The sequence below is a fragment of the Neochlamydia sp. S13 genome, from assembly GCF_000648235.2.
Taxonomy (GTDB): domain Bacteria; phylum Chlamydiota; class Chlamydiia; order Chlamydiales; family Parachlamydiaceae; genus Neochlamydia.
The window spans coordinates 285,634-302,208 of record NZ_AP017977.1 but is presented as its reverse complement, the minus strand read 5'-3'; the positions used below and the strand labels follow the sequence as shown (position 1 = coordinate 302,208).

Here is a 16,575-nt window from a genome sequence, read left to right as displayed (position 1 = left end):
TTAATTTTGAGCAATCTCTCTTCTATAATATGAGGTTTTTAAGACAAATTACTTTCTTAAACAAACCTGGCCTATAGAGAAAAAAGCGCCTCCTTCCAGAGGAGGGCACTTTGGCAAAAAAATTACTCTTCAGGAACAGCAGCGTCGGGCTTTAAACTAGGCGAAGGCAGCTGATCATTAAGATTGAATGGAGCATTTTCTTCTTCTTTATTTTCTAAAGAAGGAGATGGCTCCTGAGGAATAAGCGAAGGGACGTTATCTTCGGTAATAGGCGGTATAATAACAGAGGGAGGAAGTTCTTCCTCTACAGTAGGAATTTCAGGTTTCTGTAAGCTTTTCTTAAGCTTTTCCCATGCCTCTTTCACTTGGTCTAGCGAACTGCTTCCAATTTTAACATGGTCTTTTTCCATAAAATTAATAGTCACTGAGAGAGCTGCACTTTCCTTTGAAGCTTCATTTGCTAAGCTCAGAAAAAAATCTATAATTTTTTCTTCCTTATCCTCATCTATGATGCTTAGGGATAAAGGTTGCTTGTTAAATTCAGCGATTTTTTCCAAAACAGGATGAATACGATTAAAATAAGCAACTAGGTCATGAATCATTTGTTTGTAATTTTTCCATTCAAACTCATACTTACCCTGAGGGTGGTTTTCAATAAACTCGGCTTGACCATAAGATTTAATTCCATAAGGCTGTGTAATCAAATCAAAATTATGGATAATTATTTGATGAAGAGAGGGTTTTTTTGCCACATCTCTAATCTTCACATCTGTATCAAAGATAAAGCTCTTTTTACCCAGTTTGGTGTAATCGGGTATGATGTCTTGTAATCTATCTTTACAGCATTTTAATAGCTCATCTAATAGCTGACTCTCTTGCTCTGAAGCAGAGGAAGCAGACTCTGAGGCTTTCAACTTAAGCCCTTCCATAAATTGCCGGTGTATAGCTTCTATGCCTTGGGGTGTTAAGGTAGAGTCTGTACGAAATTCAAGATGAAGGTTTCTGTGATCATTCTCTTCCTGTGTATGAGCGATTTTGAAGGTAGCCGAAACTTGGCCATATAGATTTTTTATATTCAACTTATGAAGGGTGATGTCGAAATTCTCAGCACTTAAAAAATTCCATAGCGCAAGATGAGGAGGTAAGCTAGCTTCAAACTCTAAATTAATCGTATTTTTCCCCGAGCTTAGAAGGTAAGAAATATCTACAGCTATATCTGGATTAAGCTCCATAATTTTCTTGAAATGTCCTAGCAGAGCTTTACCTTGTTTTGCTGCCTCAGCATCTTCTATGCCCAAGTTAAATAAAAATTTATTTTCTTTATTTTTATGGGGATGATGCTTCCAACATAGCGCTCCTTTAGAAAAGCTTAGCCATTGTTTTTGATCCTCACCATTTTTTTCAAATAAAACAAAATCGTGGTCTTCATAGCTTACCATTTTCGATTCTCTTAAAATCTCGTAAATAGAAAAATTTTCTGCATTGAAGCCTTTGGGTAGCTCTGTAAAGGGATGTATAAAAGCATAAGAATAGTGGGGATGAGCTGTCTCTAACCTAATTTCTCTATTGCCCTTGCATATGTATTCTTTGGCATTTGCCTGACTAGAATTTGGAACTATATACTTCAGATCGCCTTCCTGTTTTAGCCAGTAAGATTTTCCTAAAATATCCATTCCTATTTTCAAAGACCCCTCGATGCCCAAAGTCGGAGAGAGCAGGGATTTTTCCCCTTCTTGAAGTAAAGTATAGCGAGGTTTACTTAATTTAACCTCGTAGCTAAAAGGAAATCCTTGCACTGATACATCCTCAGTTTCTAAACGATAGAAGCCCGACGATCGTTTTTCATAATTTTTAAGGTGAGCCAGAACAAATTTTTTTGCTTGATGGGCGCGGTAGAACCAATGGCCTACATAGAGAAGAGCAAAAATGGCAACAATAGAAACTGTAAGACGATTGATAATTTTCATGGTTTCCTCAAAATGTTTATTAGGCTTTTGCCACAAATCTCTTAATGCTTAGCCTAGTTTAGAGCTTGTGTTTTTCTTTCACTCTAGGAAAAGAGAAATCATTTATTTACACGTCATATCCTGGAGTTAATCTTACTTGTATATTAACGCTTTCCCTATAATAAACAAATATTTTAGTAAGAAAAATTATGGAAAATTAGTGGAAAAGCTTATTTGCTTCTTAGAAGAGAATATTTATCCTTATTGACAAACATGATAATTGCCTTGGACAAGCCTCTTATAGCTCATCAATTCTTTTAAGGCGAGAGGGCCTGGAATGCGGAGCTTATGGAGATTAATTAATGTTTCTGGCTCTCCACCCCTGGAGGCTCCATCTAGAAAACGAAGAGAGGAATTAATCATAATAACTTCAGAGCTTACTAAAGAGGAAAATTGCATGGCATGTACAGGGTGATCAGAAAGAATGCCATCACAGCTTCCTGATCCATGCAGATGGATATGTTCGATAGCCTCCTCCATGTCTTTAACCAACTTAATATTTAAGACATTTGAATGCCAAGCTGTATCCCAATCTTGTAGTACAGCCAACTGAGCATTTCCAAGATTTAAATAACAAGAGACAAACAGATTCCAACATCTATCATCCAAACGCAAAGAAATGCCTTTGTCAAGTAATGTTTTAAAAAGGAAAGGAAGAAAAGAATCTGCTAAAGCTTCATGGACAAGCAAAGTGCTGAGGGAATAGGTAGTCTCTGCCTCGTGCATTTTAGCATTATGGATGACTTCAAGCGCTTTCTCACTATTGATCAATTGATCAATATAAAGATGGCAGACACTTTTATTCTCATAAATAAGAGGAATGAGGCTATTTTTTTGGCAAAAAGATGTAAGAGAGGCACTTCCTGCTAAAAGAACGAGATCCACGCTTTTTTTACATTGAACAAAATCTTTTAATTGCTCTTCGTCATGAGAGTGAAGAAGCTGAACGCTCTCGATAGGTAAATCAGCTGCCTCCAACCCCATTTGAATTATCTTAACTAGAAAATAACAAGTGTTTTTGGTCTCTTTTCCTGCCCAAATGATTAAAGGATTTCCTGATTTGATAGCTAGAGCTGCCACCCTTATAAGCGCAGCGGGATTAGTATCTAAAACATATCCTAGGACACCTATAGGAACACGATATTTTGCTAATCTCAAACCATTGGAAAGTGTTTGATCATCAAAAATTTCTCCATTCAGATCAGGCATTCTTCTAATATCAGATATATATTCTATCACCTGATCTAAGCAACCAAGTTCTATTAATTTCTTTTTATCCTCACCTGACGGAGAAAGATCCTGTAGATTAGCCTGCTTTATTTGTTCTAGGGAAGCTGATAAAGCTTTGGATATTTCACTTAAAGCCAGGTTTTTTTGGCTTTCGGAGGCGTTAGAAAGGATTAAAAACGCGTTTTTGGCTTTGCTTGCTTTTTTATCTAAATCCGACATCGTCCTATCCATAAGTTCTACTCTCCTTAAGCATAATTTGCATGCTATTAAGTGAAAAGGTGCCCTGTCAAGTAAAAAAGCCTTTAAGGAGCAATACCTCCTCCCCTTGTGAGATAAGCGAGCAAAGAAATGAGCAGTAAGCCCTGTCTGGCTCTATGTTTGTTTGACTTACAAGCTCATTGCATAGTTAAAATACCTGGCATAATTTTTAAACTTTTTGCCAATTTTTTAAGATGATACCTATTATCATACGAATTATCATACAAAAGCTGGTAACTTAAAATTTTGATAGTCGGCAGGATTTTTTCTCAATTTTTATGAGTTTTCCCTTGAAAACAGCTTAAAAGCTAGCTATTTCCAAGGGAAAAAAATCCGCAAAATAAGAGCTAAAACTCTTAGAGGATTTTCAGAAAACCCCGCTCTTTTTAAATTTTATAAAAAAAGGATGGCAATGCAAGTTTCTTTGGCTATTCTTTTTAATATCAAGCTAGCATTATCTAAAAATCTTAATCTTTGTTTAACTTAAGCGCTGCATGCTAGGCATTCTTCTTTATTATTTGCACTACAAGCCACAAAAGGCTTGGCTTCTAAAGTAAATTTAATTGCATCCACAGCAGCTTGCGTTCTTAAATAATACATGCCCGTCTTTAAGCCACATTTCCATCCATAAAAATGCATAGAAGTCAGTTTGGCAAAGGTAGGATTTTGTACAAATAAGTTTAGCGACTGAGATTGGCAAATAAAGGGTCCACGCTCTGCCGCCATCTCCACTAATGTTTTTTGCTTGATCTCCCAAGCTGTCTTATAAAGCTCCTTAATATTTTCAGGAATTTCTTTAATGGCTTGCACGGAACCATTAGCAGCGATCAGCTGATTTTTAAGCTCTTCACTCCATAAACCTAGATGGATCAAATCTTTTAACAGATGCTTGTTCACTACGATGAATTCCCCCGATAGCACACGGCGTGTATACAAATTTGAAGTATAGGGTTCAAAGCATTCATTATTTCCCAGGATTTGGGAAGTAGAAGCTGTGGGCATAGGGGCTACTAAAAGTGAGTTTCTTACTCCATATAAAGCTACTTCAGCTTTAAGAGAGGGCCAATCCCAGCGCTTCCCTGGCACCACATTCCACATATCATATTGAAAGATTCCTTTAGACATAGGAGAGCCTTCATAAGTTGAATAAGGGCCATGAATTTTAGCCAGCTCTTTTGAAGCTGTTAAGGCAGCAAAATAGATTGTCTCAAAAATCTCGCGATTTAATTGCTTAGCCTCCTGAGACTCAAAAGGCATTTTTAATATCAGAAACACATCTGCCAAGCCCTGCACCCCAATGCCAATAGGGCGATGACGCAGATTAGAATATTCCGCTTCCGCCACAGGATAATAGTTGACATCAATAATTTTGTTTAGATTCCGCGTGACCACTTGAGTAACCTCAAATAGCTTAGGATAATCAAACTGTCCATCTTTGATAAAACGTGGTAAAGCTAAAGAAGCCAGATTACACACGGCTACTTCTCCTGGAGCTGTGTACTCTACAATTTCGGTACATAGGTTACTCGATTGAATAGTCCCTAGATGTTGCTGATTCGATTTTCTATTACAAGCATCCTTATAAACCATGTAAGGACTGCCTGTCTCAATTTGTGCCTCCAAAATTTTAAACCAGAGCTCTTGAGCTTTAATTACTCTACGGGCACGTCCCTCTTTTTCATACTGTTTATAGAGTTTTTCAAACTCATCTCCCCAGCAGGCATCTAAGCCTGCCGCTTCATTAGGACAAAACAAAGACCAATCTTGGTTAGCCTCCACCCGCTGCATAAAAAGATCTGGAATCCAAAGCGCTGTAAAAAGATCACGCGCACGCATTTCGTCCTTCCCTTGATTTTTTCTTAAATCTAAAAATTCAAAAATATCAGCGTGCCAAGGTTCTAGATAAACAGCAAAAGATCCTTTACGCTTTCCTCCTCCCTGATCTACATAGCGAGCAGTATCATTAAATACTTTAAGCATAGGGATAACTCCATTGGAGATACCCCCTGTTCCACGGATGTAAGAACCTGTCGCACGGATACCATGGATACTTAAGCCTATGCCTCCTGCAGCTCGAGAGATTTTAGCACATTGTTTAAGGGTATCAAAAATACCGTCGATGCTGTCTTCTTTCATTTGTAGTAAAAAACAAGAAGAAAGCTGAGGAGTTGGTGTACCAGCATTGAAAAGGGTAGGAGTAGCCTGAGTAAACCATCGATCGCTCATCAGATGATAGGTTTCCATGGCAGACTCAATATCTCCTTTATGAATGCCTATCGATACCCGCATTAACATATGCTGAGGCCTTTCCACTACTTTACCTTGCATTTTTAGTAAATAAGCTTTTTCTAAAGTTTTAAATCCAAAGTAATCGTACAAAAAATCTCGATCATAGATGAGAGTAGAGTCTAGAAGCTCTGCATGTTGTTGGATAATCTCATAAACATCTTCAGCAATGAGAGGCGCATGTTTCCCGCTTTTAGGATCCACATAAAGATAGAGGGCTTTAATGGTCTCAGAAAACGATTTATTGGTATTTTTATGCAAATTAGAAATCGAAATTCTAGCCGCTAAAATCGCATAATCAGGATGGTTAGCCGTTAGCGTTGCCGCTACCTCAGCAGCTAGGTTGTCTAGCTCACTGGTAGTCACCCCATCAAAAACACCTTCGATGACACGCCTAGCTACTAGCACAGGGTTAATATGCTTAGCATCTAGGGCGTAGCATAACTTTTGAAGCCGAGCTGTAATTTTATCAAACTTCATCGCCTCTTTTCTTCCGTCGCGCTTAATTACAAACATACCACCTCCTTTAAAATTCTTCATTTAGAGTAAATTCGTGATTCCTTTGAGTAGACATCACACCTGGTTTTTGATATTCAGAGACTCTTTTTTCAAAGAAATTAGTTTTACCCTGCAGCGATATAAGTTCCATGAAATCAAAAGGATTATTCACGTGATATAATTTAGAATACCCCAGCGCATTTAATAATCGATCGGCTACAAATTCGATATACTGGCACATCAAATCTCCGTTCATGCCAATCAATTTGACGGGTAAAGCCTCCATGACAAATTCCTTCTCAATCTTGACTGCATCTCCAATAATCTCTTTAACAAGTTCTTCGGATAGTTTATGAGCAAGTTGCGAATAGATTAAACAAGCAAAATCACAATGCAAGCCTTCGTCTCTAGAAATTAATTCGTTGGCAAAACTTAAGCCTGGCATAAGGCCCCGTTTTTTAAGCCAAAAAATTGAGCAAAAGCTTCCTGAAAAGAAAATACCTTCGACGGCAGCAAAAGCTACTAAACGTTCAGCAAATCCCCCTTTAGAAATCCACTTTAAGGCCCATTCTCCTTTTTTAGCTACACAAGGAAGGGTATCTAAGGCATGAAAAAGCATGCTTTTTTCTTGCGAATCTTTGATATATGTCTCAATTAATAAAGAATAAGTTTCAGAATGAATGTTTTCGATCATGATTTGAAATCCATAAAAACATCTTGCTTCAGGGTATTGAACCTCGTTAAGGAAATTCACAGCCAGGTTTTCATTTACAATACCGTCACTAGCAGCAAAAAAAGCTAGAATATGCTTGATAAAGTGTCTTTCATTTTCATTAAGTTTTTTCTCCCAGTGCTGTACATCCGTAGACAGATCGATCTCTTCAGCTGTCCAAAAGCTAGCTTCAGCTTTTTTATACATCTGCCAAATATCTTGGTGATTGATAGGAAATAAAACAAAGCGTTCTTTGTTTTCTAGTAAAATTGGTTCATGCAAGGCCTGCATAAGAAACTCCCAAAAAAAATAAGCTTAAGGTCTACCATCCTATCTAGAATGATAAGCCCACGATTTAATAATTAAAGAAAGGGAGAAAATAGACCGAGCAGATTGGCCAAAAAGAGAAAGAATATCACTCTTTATTTTCCCCATCCTGTCTTTAACGAGACAGTTCACCTTTTATAAAAAAGATGCGATGAGCAAAGATAAGCAGGTCTTCTGACTCTGAGATCATCCTACTTGCCAGCCTTCCCACTAATAAAAGCAGTGGCATTTTAGCTTTCGTCACTCATTACAGCGGCGTTACCGCACAGGATTTACACCTGTTTCCCTATTCTCTTCTAGCCTTAACTAAAAGCACTTATCTTAAATCCAATGAATTTCTCATTGTGCTAGTAAATATATACGTTGCCAAGATTTTGTCAATAGGAATCAAGAATCTGAACAGTTTTCTTAAATTTTTCATGCCATTAAAAAAATTTTTGAGGAGGATACAATCTGCCCCTCTCTATTTTAGCTAGATAGTCAAAAGCTTATATTGCTGGAGAGAAAAAAGAAAAAAGTGTATCAATTTGCAAGCAGTTAATCTTAATGCTTTTTTAGAGAGTGCATCAGGAAAGTCCGCTTCCCACTAAATTTCTTGAAGAATAAAAAAGCAAGCCGATAGCTTTAATATTTTTTAACAATCATTCATTTTATTTTAAGGAGTAGCGATGAGTTCCCTTACGATTTCTTCAGAGAGGTCCCCTTTCATTCCCTCTTCCCTTAACCAAGAAAAAACTACACGCTTTCCAAGGGAGAGTTTGCAGAGATTTTCCCCAGAGGTTATCCTTGGCCTTATGCAAAGACGAGGAGATTTGGACAATCCTCTTTCTTCTTATAAAATTAAAGGAACACCATCCCAAGGAGAATGGCATTACTTTAAGTCTCCTAGAAGAAACTTTCCTTCTTCTAGCTTATCCTCTAAAGCCCCTGTACTTTCTTCTGAGCGCGCCAGAAGGGAAAAAATTAATTTTTTTTCTAAGGAAGCAATTAAAGAAATTGGTTGTGAGACAGTTATATTAACAATTGCTCATCTTTTAAAAGCGCTAAATTCTTCAGGCTTTCAAGAAATAAAAATAGGAGGCATCACAGCTACAGCTTTGCTACCTATCCTGATGATTAACTTTAATAGATTGGCCCCTCAATTTCCTACAGAGAAAGTTCAGTTATATGGCCTGGGGTATTCTGCTGAACAAAAAGAATTTCTAAATTTAAGTATCGAGGCTCTCTTAAAAACCAGAGGGAAAAAGAACATTACCATTACTGGCTTTAGTGAGGCTAATCTTCTTCAAAACATAAACTTGCAAGAAAAGTATGAACGTCACATTGGCACATTTGACATTATTTATACTAATCTCTCTTTAGATAAGCTGTCAGAGCTTAAGGCTCTTTTAAAAGTAGGAGGGGCCCTAATTTTTAAAGAAACTCTTATTATACAAAAAAGAGCAAAATCGCATAAAAATTTGCTTTCTGAAGAAGAAAATAATTATTATAAAAAGTTTCAAGAAGTTTTCGACAGCATCCATGCTCCTGTGGAACATCATCTTCCCCTCTATGCAATATGTAAAAAAATCCTCCAAAGTGGTTTTCATTTCCACAAAAGAAATATTAGCTCCTCTTATCAACCTACTTATGTTTTTCTTTTAATAAATAAATAGCTTGATTAAGGAAAGAGTCTAGTGTACTTATTCAATAGCAAGAAAACCTAAAGATAAGCTGAGGATAGGAATGAAATCGCCCAACTTTCGTAATCAATTATATAACAATGCGGTAGCTATCATTAGTTTAATAGTGGCCGTTATCGCTTTAGCTGTAAACACCTGGCGCTTAGAGCAAACGGAAAGAAACCGAAACATCCGCCAAGCAGGTTTTGAAATGCTTAAAAACTTAGGAGGATTGCAAGCGGTTGTTAACACCACTCTATATAAAGACACGCATTCAAAAATAGAGGCTATTGAGGGATGGAATTATATTGCCATGATGAGTGACATTGTTATTCTTCTCCCCTCCCCTGTCCCAGAAAATCTTAAACAGCTGGCTAAAATATGGAGTGTGCATTGGAAAAACTTAGCTACAAACCATAATAGTGTCTCTCAGGTTAATCATCAAATAGATACAACAAGAGAAGCCGTTATGCATGCTTTAAATCAATTACATTAAAATTAAGGTTAATTTCCAAAAAAAGTAAAGGGTTCCTAGGATAAAAGCCTAGCTATAGGGGATCAAGCTAAAAGATTCAAATGCTTTGAAGAAGTAGGAAAGACTAAGAAAGTTTTTTCCTATTCTTCGTAAGAGGGTTTCTATATAATATTTTCTACATTTAACTTTTCTAGCTAAAGTGTGAAGAGAAAAGTAATAAATTTACTCCTTTAGCTGAGCTAAGGAGGCGTTTATCAAAATGGTTACATTTATTGCCCAGGAAATTTAGAAGATTTAACTTTAACTTTGAGGATCTTAAAGGAATTTAGCTTATGCGCAAAACGATAATACAATTATCAGAAATTAAACTGGTAGGCATTACAAGCCGTACTAACAATTCATTAGAGAAGGACCCCTCCTCTGCTAAAATTAGCCCAACGATCCAAAGGTATTTTCAAGGTGCATGTTCAGAAAAAATTCTTTATCGCGCAAAGCCAGGTACAACCTATTGCGTTTATACCGATTATGAATCTGATTTTAATGGAGATTATACTTATTTTATTGGTGAAGAAGTAAGTAAATTCGATGCAATGGCTGAAGGATTTTCCGCCCTTGTTATACCTGCTCAAAATTACGTAAAATTCATAAGCAATCCAGGTACTCTACCTTCCCTATGCATTAATATGTGGCAAAAAATTTGGTCGATGTCCGCCCAGGATTTGGGTGGTGAAAGAGAATATTTGGCTGATTTTGAGATTTACGATGATCGTGCAAGCGATCACCAGAATGCAATACTTGATATTTACATTGGCATTAAAAGCGAAAATCAAAGGCTTCATTACGCTTAAGAGGTAAAGTTTAAAAAGTGGCGATTTTCCTCTCAGGTTTTCCTACTATAAGCCATAGCCCCTTACCCCCGATAAGGAGCTAGAAAGATCCTGTGGATACGCATAGAAGTTGCTCTATTGGGCTTGCCTATTGGAATTAGCAAGCCCTCACTCATCTAAACTTAAAGCAAGATTGTATTTCTCTTGAGGCAATGTCCAGATTCATCGGGCAAGCCTTATAATTATTAGTATAGCTCTTATATTTTGATAAAGGATTTGTCTAGAACAGAGTATGGTAGAGGTTCTAAAATAGCGTTTTGCATGCTTAAAAAAGTGTTAACTTTTAAGTTGGGTAAACTTAAAAAATTAATACTTTTTACTAAGTGTTGTGGAAGGTGAAAGAAGGACAAAGTGTGGAAAAACTTAAGCCCAATAAAAAGAGAAAGCAAAGCAGATCTAGGGTGTAAAATTTATGTCCTCTTCTGAAAAGCCCGCCAAATGCAAGGCTTTAAAGCTTTATCTGCCTTTTGCTGAAGTAAAAGAGAAAAATTCACTCAGGTAAATAGGACGGAGAGGGTGGGATTCGAACCCACGGTACGTTTAAAAGCGTACACACGCTTTCCAAGCGTGCTCCTTAAGCCACTCGGACACCTCTCCAAGATTAAGGAATCTGCAGTAGATTAATTCATCTTTAAAATAAGTTGCAAGGATAAAAAAATTTTAATCGTTTGGTCTTTTGTTTTTTTATATTAGCAAATTGCATTCATTACTACATGAGAAGACGTTCATGAGTTTTTTTTCAAGATCTTTATTGATAGTTTAATTACTTGCTTTAATTCTTAATTCTCAGCATAGTGGATGTAAATTATTCTATCTTATAACCTTTATTTATGATGATAAGCTTTAAAAAACGTTTAATATTTTTTACTATTTTCCTCTCTTTTTTTTCGCTATCCCATCAGATATTTTCTCGGGAAAATTCAGTCCACTCTCATTATGTGCTAGTCAGTGTAGCTCCTCATAAATTTTTTGTAGAAAAGCTTGCTGGGTCTACTCTTCAAGTAGGAGTTATGGTGCCTGCGGGCGCTAGCGCTCATACTTATGAGCCGACGCCTAAACAGATGTTAGAGGCTACTCAAGCTGATCTTTGGTTTTATGTAGGAGAAGGATTTGAGCCAAAAGTTAAGTCAGCCTTAAAAAGCTATAATCCACGCATGCAATTGATCGATTTAAGGCAAAATCTTGATCTTATTTCTTATGAGAGCAAACACCCTCACCATTGCTGTCACTCCCAGGAAAACAGCTATGACCTTCATTATTGGCTAAGTCCCATTCAAGCTAAAATTCAAGCTACCACTATTGCAGAAGCTTTAATTAAAACTTATCCAGAAAATGCATTGCTCTATCAAAGCAATTTAGCTCATTTTCATCAAGAGCTCGATCACCTCCATCAGGAGATTCATACTCTTTTAAGTAAGCCTCATAATCCTGTTTTAATGGTCTCTCATCCAGCTTATGCTTATTTTTGCCGTGAATATAATTGTCGACAGCTTTCTATTGAGTTTGAGGGCAAAGATCCTACCCCTCAACAGCTTACTCGATTGATTAAAGAGGCGCAGAGTAATCACATAAAAACTATTTTCGTGCAAGTTCAATACAGTAGTAAAGGGGCCAAATTAATTGCTGCCCAATTAGATGCTCGCCTAGTTAATCTAAATCCGTATGCTGAAAATTATTTGGAAAGTATGCGGGAGATTGCTAAAGCTTTTGGGGCCTCCTAAAATAATTTGACCCCATTTTTCCTATGCTTAAGAGAGGTCTTTGCCAAATATTCTTTATCTTAAAGCTTACCCCCTGTTTTTTTTAGTGTATGCGCAGCAAAGCTTTTACCTTACTTTTTCTTCTACCAAACAGCCTACGAGAAGAAAGTACATCAAACTTTCCCGCCCTGCAATTGGTCTCCTAATAGAAAGCTTGCCTGCACACCTAAAGCTGGGTGTGTGTACCTAATTTCCTGAAGATTTTTGCCCCTTATCATTTACGCCCTTCCTTCTTAAATTTTGCTGATAGCCTATCTATTTAAAAGCCATCCTATATGAGCAAAAAAAAACTACTCGTGGTAATCAAATCAAGAAATCCAGGACTTAACATTTACCAAGCTGTTTAATTTTCTGATCGTGCAAATTCAAAAATATGGGTTAATTTTCAGGACTTCAGAGATAGATGGACAAATTAATTCTAAAGACTTTAATATAAAAAACCATTAAATTTAGTCTAAAGGCTTTTCTTGATGCCTCCTGTTATCCATATAGATCATCTCAATTTCGCCTATGCCGAAACGCCCGTTCTTACTGACATCCATTTAACTATTGAGTCGAATGATTTCATTGGTATTATAGGACCTAACGGCGGGGGTAAAACCACCCTTCTTAAGCTGTTGATGGGATTTTTAAAACCCTCTTCTGGTAAAATAGAAATTTTAGGATCACCTCCTCAATCCTCTCGCCATCAAATTGCCTATGTTCCTCAAACACACCGTTATGATCGTGAGTTTCCCATTTCAGTTTTAGAAGTGGTGTTAGCCGGGCGCCTTTCTAAACTTCCCTGGTATGGAAAGTTCTCTTCAGCTGATAAAGAAGCTGCTAAAGAAGCTTTAAACCGCGTAAAGCTGCCTAACTTTTATAACAAACCTTTTGGTACATTATCAGGTGGGCAAGCTCAGCGAGCATTGATTGCTAGAGCTTTAATCTCCGATCCGCAGCTACTGCTGTTAGACGAACCGACAGCTCATGTGGATTCACAAGCAGAAGCTGATATTTATGATATCTTATACAGCCTTCGCCAAAAAATGGCTATTCTTATGGTAACCCATGATTTAAACACTGCGATCGAACAAGTAAAACAGGTTCTTCTCGTCCAAAACACAGCTTTATTGTTAAAGCCAGAAGAAGTTTGTGAACATTTCGCTATGGGTCTTTACCATTCACCTTTGATTCAGTTAAAGCGAGAAATTCAATGACCTCTTTTTTTGACGCCTTACATACCAATCCACTTTTATTAGCAGCTATATTAGCGGGGATAGCAGCTTCATTTGTAAGCGGAATTATAGGCTCTTATGTGGTAGTAAAAAGGATTATTTTTATTTGTGGCAGCATCTCTCATGCAGTTCTTAGTGGAATAGGCATTTGCTTATGGTTAGAAAGGGCTAAGGGCTTTGTAGGGGTCTCGCCTTTGCTAGGTGCTCTTATTGCAGCCATAGTTTCTTCTTTGCTCATCGGATGGATTCATCTTCATTATCGCCAGCGTGAGGATACTGTCATTGCTGCCATTTGGTCAATAGGTATGGCAGTAGGGATTCTATTTATTTCGCAAACCCCTGGTTTTAACGTTGAACTCACCAATTTTCTTATTGGAAATATCTTATGGGTCACTCCTACTGATCTAAAAATTTTACTTACCTTAGATATCGTCATCTTTTTAACCGTGCTTTGTCTCCATAAACGCTTTTTAGCCATTTGTTTTGATGAAGAACAAGCTCAGCTCCAAGGCATCTCTGTTAATTCACTTTATCTTTTATTGCTGGTGTTAACGGCTGTTTCTATTGTGCTTTTGATTCAAGTGGTGGGTATTATCTTAGTGATGACCATGCTTACCATCCCCGCTGCGATTGCCAATCTATTCACAACCAGGCTTTCTCAAATGATGGCCATTGCTATTTGTATCAGCGCAGGATTTTGCTTTTTCGGAATGCAAGCAGCTTTTTATATGGATTGGCCCGGTGGAGCAACGATTGCGCTAGTAGCAGGCTTAACTTATGTGCTCACCTTACTAGGAAAATATGGGATAAAAAGAGCTCGGAAGACTAGCTTAGCTATCCCTTCCGATAAATAAAATAAGAGTAAGATCTATCACAAGTTTTGTTAACTTGCATAGCCTTAAGTTAACTACGGAAAGAGAGGGATTCGAACCCTCGATACCCTTGAGAGGTATGCGTCCTTAGCAGGGACGTGCTTTCGGCCACTCAGCCATCTTTCCATAAATACGCTGATTAAACAGATATCCTAGCGTGCAGACTGTTTTTACGCAACCCTTTATATAGAAAAAGAGAAGTTTTTAAGAAGAAAACTGATTTAAGACCCTCGAACATTCCTAAGCTTTATAATTTCTTCCTATAATTTAAAATCATAAACAAAAGGTAGGGCTGTGCTTAAAGCTTTTAAGAATAGTCTTGTAGCCATCTTTGGCCTGGCTAATCTGCAACTTTTTATGGTGATTAGCCATTCTATGAAGAGGTAATGAAAAGGTATGCAATTTAAAGTAAAGGCTATATTTTTTTACTTCTTTAAGAAAATCCCGCTTTTTTTGCCTTCTGCCTTAAATTCTATAATTACGACATTTTCTTCGCCTCTAGCCCTTTTCCCTTTAATAAACTAGTCTTGAAGATACAAACTTTTTCAGCCACAGCCTAAAAACTGGCTAGTTTACCTGAATTATATTCCAACGGATTTCCTTCCAACTCTATGTATAGCCGTTCATATGATGGCTTTATTTCTGAAGGAAGAGAGGTGAGTTGGTTAAAGCGTACATAAAGTCTTCGCAGACTAGACAACCGCCCTAACTCTGCTGGAAGGGAGGTAAGCTGGTTATCGTTTAAATAAAGCGCTCTCAAATGAAATAAATGCCCTATCTCGGGAGGAAGGTCAGTAAGATGGTTATCGTCTAAAGAAAGTAATTCCAGATGAAATAAATGCCCTATCTCGGGGGGAAGGCCAGCGAGAAGGTTGTTGCTTAGCTCAAGATTTTTTAGCTGGAAAAGCTCCGTGATCTCTAAAGGAAAAATGGTGAGCTGGTTATCATTTAAGTCAAGTGTTTCCAACTGGGATAGCTGCCCAATCTCTGCTGGAAGAGTAGTCAGATGGTTGTCAGTTAATTTTAACCAACCTAATTGCGATAAATGCCCTATCTCTGCTGGGAGAGTAGTGAGTTGGTTTTTATCTAAGTGGAGTCTTACTAGCTGAGATAGCTGTCCTATCTCTGATGGAAGAGCAGTGAGTTGGTTTTTATCTAAGTGGAGTCTTACTAGCTGAGATAGCTGTCCTATCTCTGGTGGAAGAGCAGTGAGTTGGTTTTTATCTAAGTGAAGTCTTACTAGCTGGGATAGCTGCCCTATCTCTGCTGGAAGAGTAGTAAGATGGTTGTCAGTTAATTCTAACCATCTCAATTGCGATAATTGCCCTATCTCTGCTGGGAGAGTAGTAAGATAGTTATCATTTAACATAAAATATTTCAGTTGCGATAAATGGCCTATCTCTGCAGGAAGAATAGTGAGTTGGTTATTAATTAAATGAAGCCTTGTTAGTTGGGATAGCTGCCCTATCTCTTTAGATAAAAAAGTCAAGCCAATGCTTATTAAGCCTAGGCACTTAATATCTTTATTATACTTTTCAATCCACTCTTTAAAAATCTCTCCCCTACTTGCTAAAGGCAGGGCTTCGATTTCCTCTTGATTTAAATAGTGCTGCCCACCAGGAAGATTTTTCCAAAATAAAAGGCGATTAATATTTATAAGATAAGAGAAGTAGTTATCCAGGGTAAGATATCTTGTTTCCATAGGCTTATCTTCAAGTTCTAAAGGAGAAAAAGACTTAGCTAAGATAAAGAGATGTCTAAAAATTGTAGTTATTTTTATGGCTTCAGGAAGATTGGCTTCTAGCTTATAAATCTTATCTATAATAAAAGCCCGCTCGGTTACATCTAACTGAAGAGCATGTATTTGACCTATTTGCTTATAAAGAGAGGGCATTATTTCAGTATCCAATAAGTGTCGCCATCTTGTACAAACCCTAGATAAGGAAGGGCTAGCGCAAGCCTTTAAAATAGGGACTAATATTTCATTAGGTAGATGTTTAATAGAGATGAAAGAGCTAGGATTCATTATACGGCCTCTTTAAGATAGATATATATATTTTGAGGTTATTTTTGGCCCGATCTATATACAAAAAAAAACACAATAGCTAGGCACAGCTTAGGAAAGCTTAAGCAAGTTATTAATATAAAAACCATGAGAAATTCTTTTTAACTTTTAACCAGAAAAGCCCACCCTCGGAGAGTAATGATTCTTTAATGAGTCTGAAGGTGATCTGTATTCTCAATACCTTTCTGTCTAACAAGCTAGGTGATGCAAATGCAAGCTTTTTCAGCTATAACCTAAAAGGTGGCTTATCTCATCTGGAATACTTTTCAGCTAATTTTCTTTAAACTCGAGATTTGACTTTTCATGCAGCTCTCTATCTCA

Annotated in this window: 11 protein-coding genes, 2 tRNA genes and 1 riboswitch; of the genes, 6 read left to right on the top strand and 7 right to left on the bottom strand. The window is 37.3% G+C overall.

Annotated elements, in window-relative coordinates; genetic code table 11:
• Positions 1-122: 122 nt before the first annotated feature.
• From TY21_RS01150 to TY21_RS01135, 4 genes are all read right to left on the bottom strand, one after another.
• A complete protein-coding gene (locus TY21_RS01150; RefSeq protein WP_130589461.1) occupies positions 123-1,967 on the bottom strand; it encodes a hypothetical protein in 1,845 nt (614 codons plus the stop codon).
• 240 nt (positions 1,968-2,207) lie between these two features.
• Positions 2,208-3,467, bottom strand: a complete 1,260-nt coding sequence (locus tag TY21_RS01145) for a glutamate-5-semialdehyde dehydrogenase (RefSeq protein WP_079980015.1) — start codon at positions 3,465-3,467, stop codon at positions 2,208-2,210.
• A 510-nt stretch (positions 3,468-3,977) separates the two neighbouring features.
• Positions 3,978-6,296: a ribonucleoside-diphosphate reductase subunit alpha gene (locus TY21_RS01140; protein WP_042244003.1), complete on the bottom strand. Its 2,319-nt coding sequence runs from the start codon at positions 6,294-6,296 to the stop codon at positions 3,978-3,980.
• A 10-nt stretch (positions 6,297-6,306) separates the two neighbouring features.
• A complete protein-coding gene (locus TY21_RS01135; protein WP_042243978.1) occupies positions 6,307-7,281 on the bottom strand; it encodes a ribonucleoside-diphosphate reductase small subunit in 975 nt (324 codons plus the stop codon).
• 182 nt (positions 7,282-7,463) lie between these two features.
• Positions 7,464-7,652: riboswitch (cobalamin riboswitch) on the bottom strand.
• A 333-nt stretch (positions 7,653-7,985) separates the two neighbouring features.
• On the opposite strand from TY21_RS01135, the gene TY21_RS01130 reads away from it, so the two are divergent.
• From TY21_RS01130 to TY21_RS01120, 3 genes are all read left to right on the top strand, one after another.
• Positions 7,986-8,972 carry a hypothetical protein gene (locus TY21_RS01130; protein ID WP_042243976.1) on the top strand — a complete coding sequence of 329 codons (987 nt, stop codon included), beginning with the start codon at positions 7,986-7,988 and terminating at the stop codon, positions 8,970-8,972.
• Between the two features lie 70 nt (positions 8,973-9,042).
• Positions 9,043-9,474: a hypothetical protein gene (locus tag TY21_RS01125; RefSeq protein WP_052354666.1), complete on the top strand. Its 432-nt coding sequence runs from the start codon at positions 9,043-9,045 to the stop codon at positions 9,472-9,474.
• A 311-nt stretch (positions 9,475-9,785) separates the two neighbouring features.
• Positions 9,786-10,301 carry a GyrI-like domain-containing protein gene (locus TY21_RS01120; protein WP_042243974.1) on the top strand — a complete coding sequence of 172 codons (516 nt, stop codon included), beginning with the start codon at positions 9,786-9,788 and terminating at the stop codon, positions 10,299-10,301.
• 547 nt (positions 10,302-10,848) lie between these two features.
• Here the strand turns inward: TY21_RS01120 and TY21_RS01115 are convergent.
• Positions 10,849-10,937: transfer RNA gene (locus TY21_RS01115), tRNA-Ser, on the bottom strand.
• Between the two features lie 233 nt (positions 10,938-11,170).
• Between TY21_RS01115 and TY21_RS01110 the strand changes: the two genes are divergently transcribed.
• The 3 genes from TY21_RS01110 to TY21_RS01100 all read left to right on the top strand — a co-directional run bounded on the left by TY21_RS01110 (position 11,171) and on the right by TY21_RS01100 (position 14,171).
• Positions 11,171-12,061 (top strand): metal ABC transporter solute-binding protein, Zn/Mn family, encoded by an 891-nt coding sequence (locus TY21_RS01110; RefSeq protein WP_130589460.1) that lies wholly within the window; start codon positions 11,171-11,173, stop codon positions 12,059-12,061.
• Between the two features lie 509 nt (positions 12,062-12,570).
• On the top strand, positions 12,571-13,299 hold the full coding sequence (locus TY21_RS01105) for a metal ABC transporter ATP-binding protein (protein WP_039385946.1): 729 nt from the start codon (positions 12,571-12,573) through the stop codon (positions 13,297-13,299).
• Positions 13,296-14,171, top strand: coding sequence for a metal ABC transporter permease (locus tag TY21_RS01100; RefSeq protein WP_039385948.1), 876 nt, complete (start codon positions 13,296-13,298; stop codon positions 14,169-14,171). The genes TY21_RS01105 and TY21_RS01100 overlap by 4 nt, the downstream gene beginning before the upstream one ends.
• A gap of 56 nt (positions 14,172-14,227) precedes the next feature.
• On the opposite strand, the gene TY21_RS01095 is transcribed toward TY21_RS01100, so the two are convergent.
• Together TY21_RS01095 and TY21_RS01090 are read right to left on the bottom strand one after the other, a co-directional pair.
• Positions 14,228-14,315, bottom strand: a tRNA-Ser gene (locus tag TY21_RS01095).
• 430 nt (positions 14,316-14,745) lie between these two features.
• Positions 14,746-16,215, bottom strand: coding sequence for a leucine-rich repeat domain-containing protein (locus TY21_RS01090; RefSeq protein WP_052354665.1), 1,470 nt, complete (start codon positions 16,213-16,215; stop codon positions 14,746-14,748).
• Between the last annotated feature and the right edge of the window lie 360 nt (positions 16,216-16,575).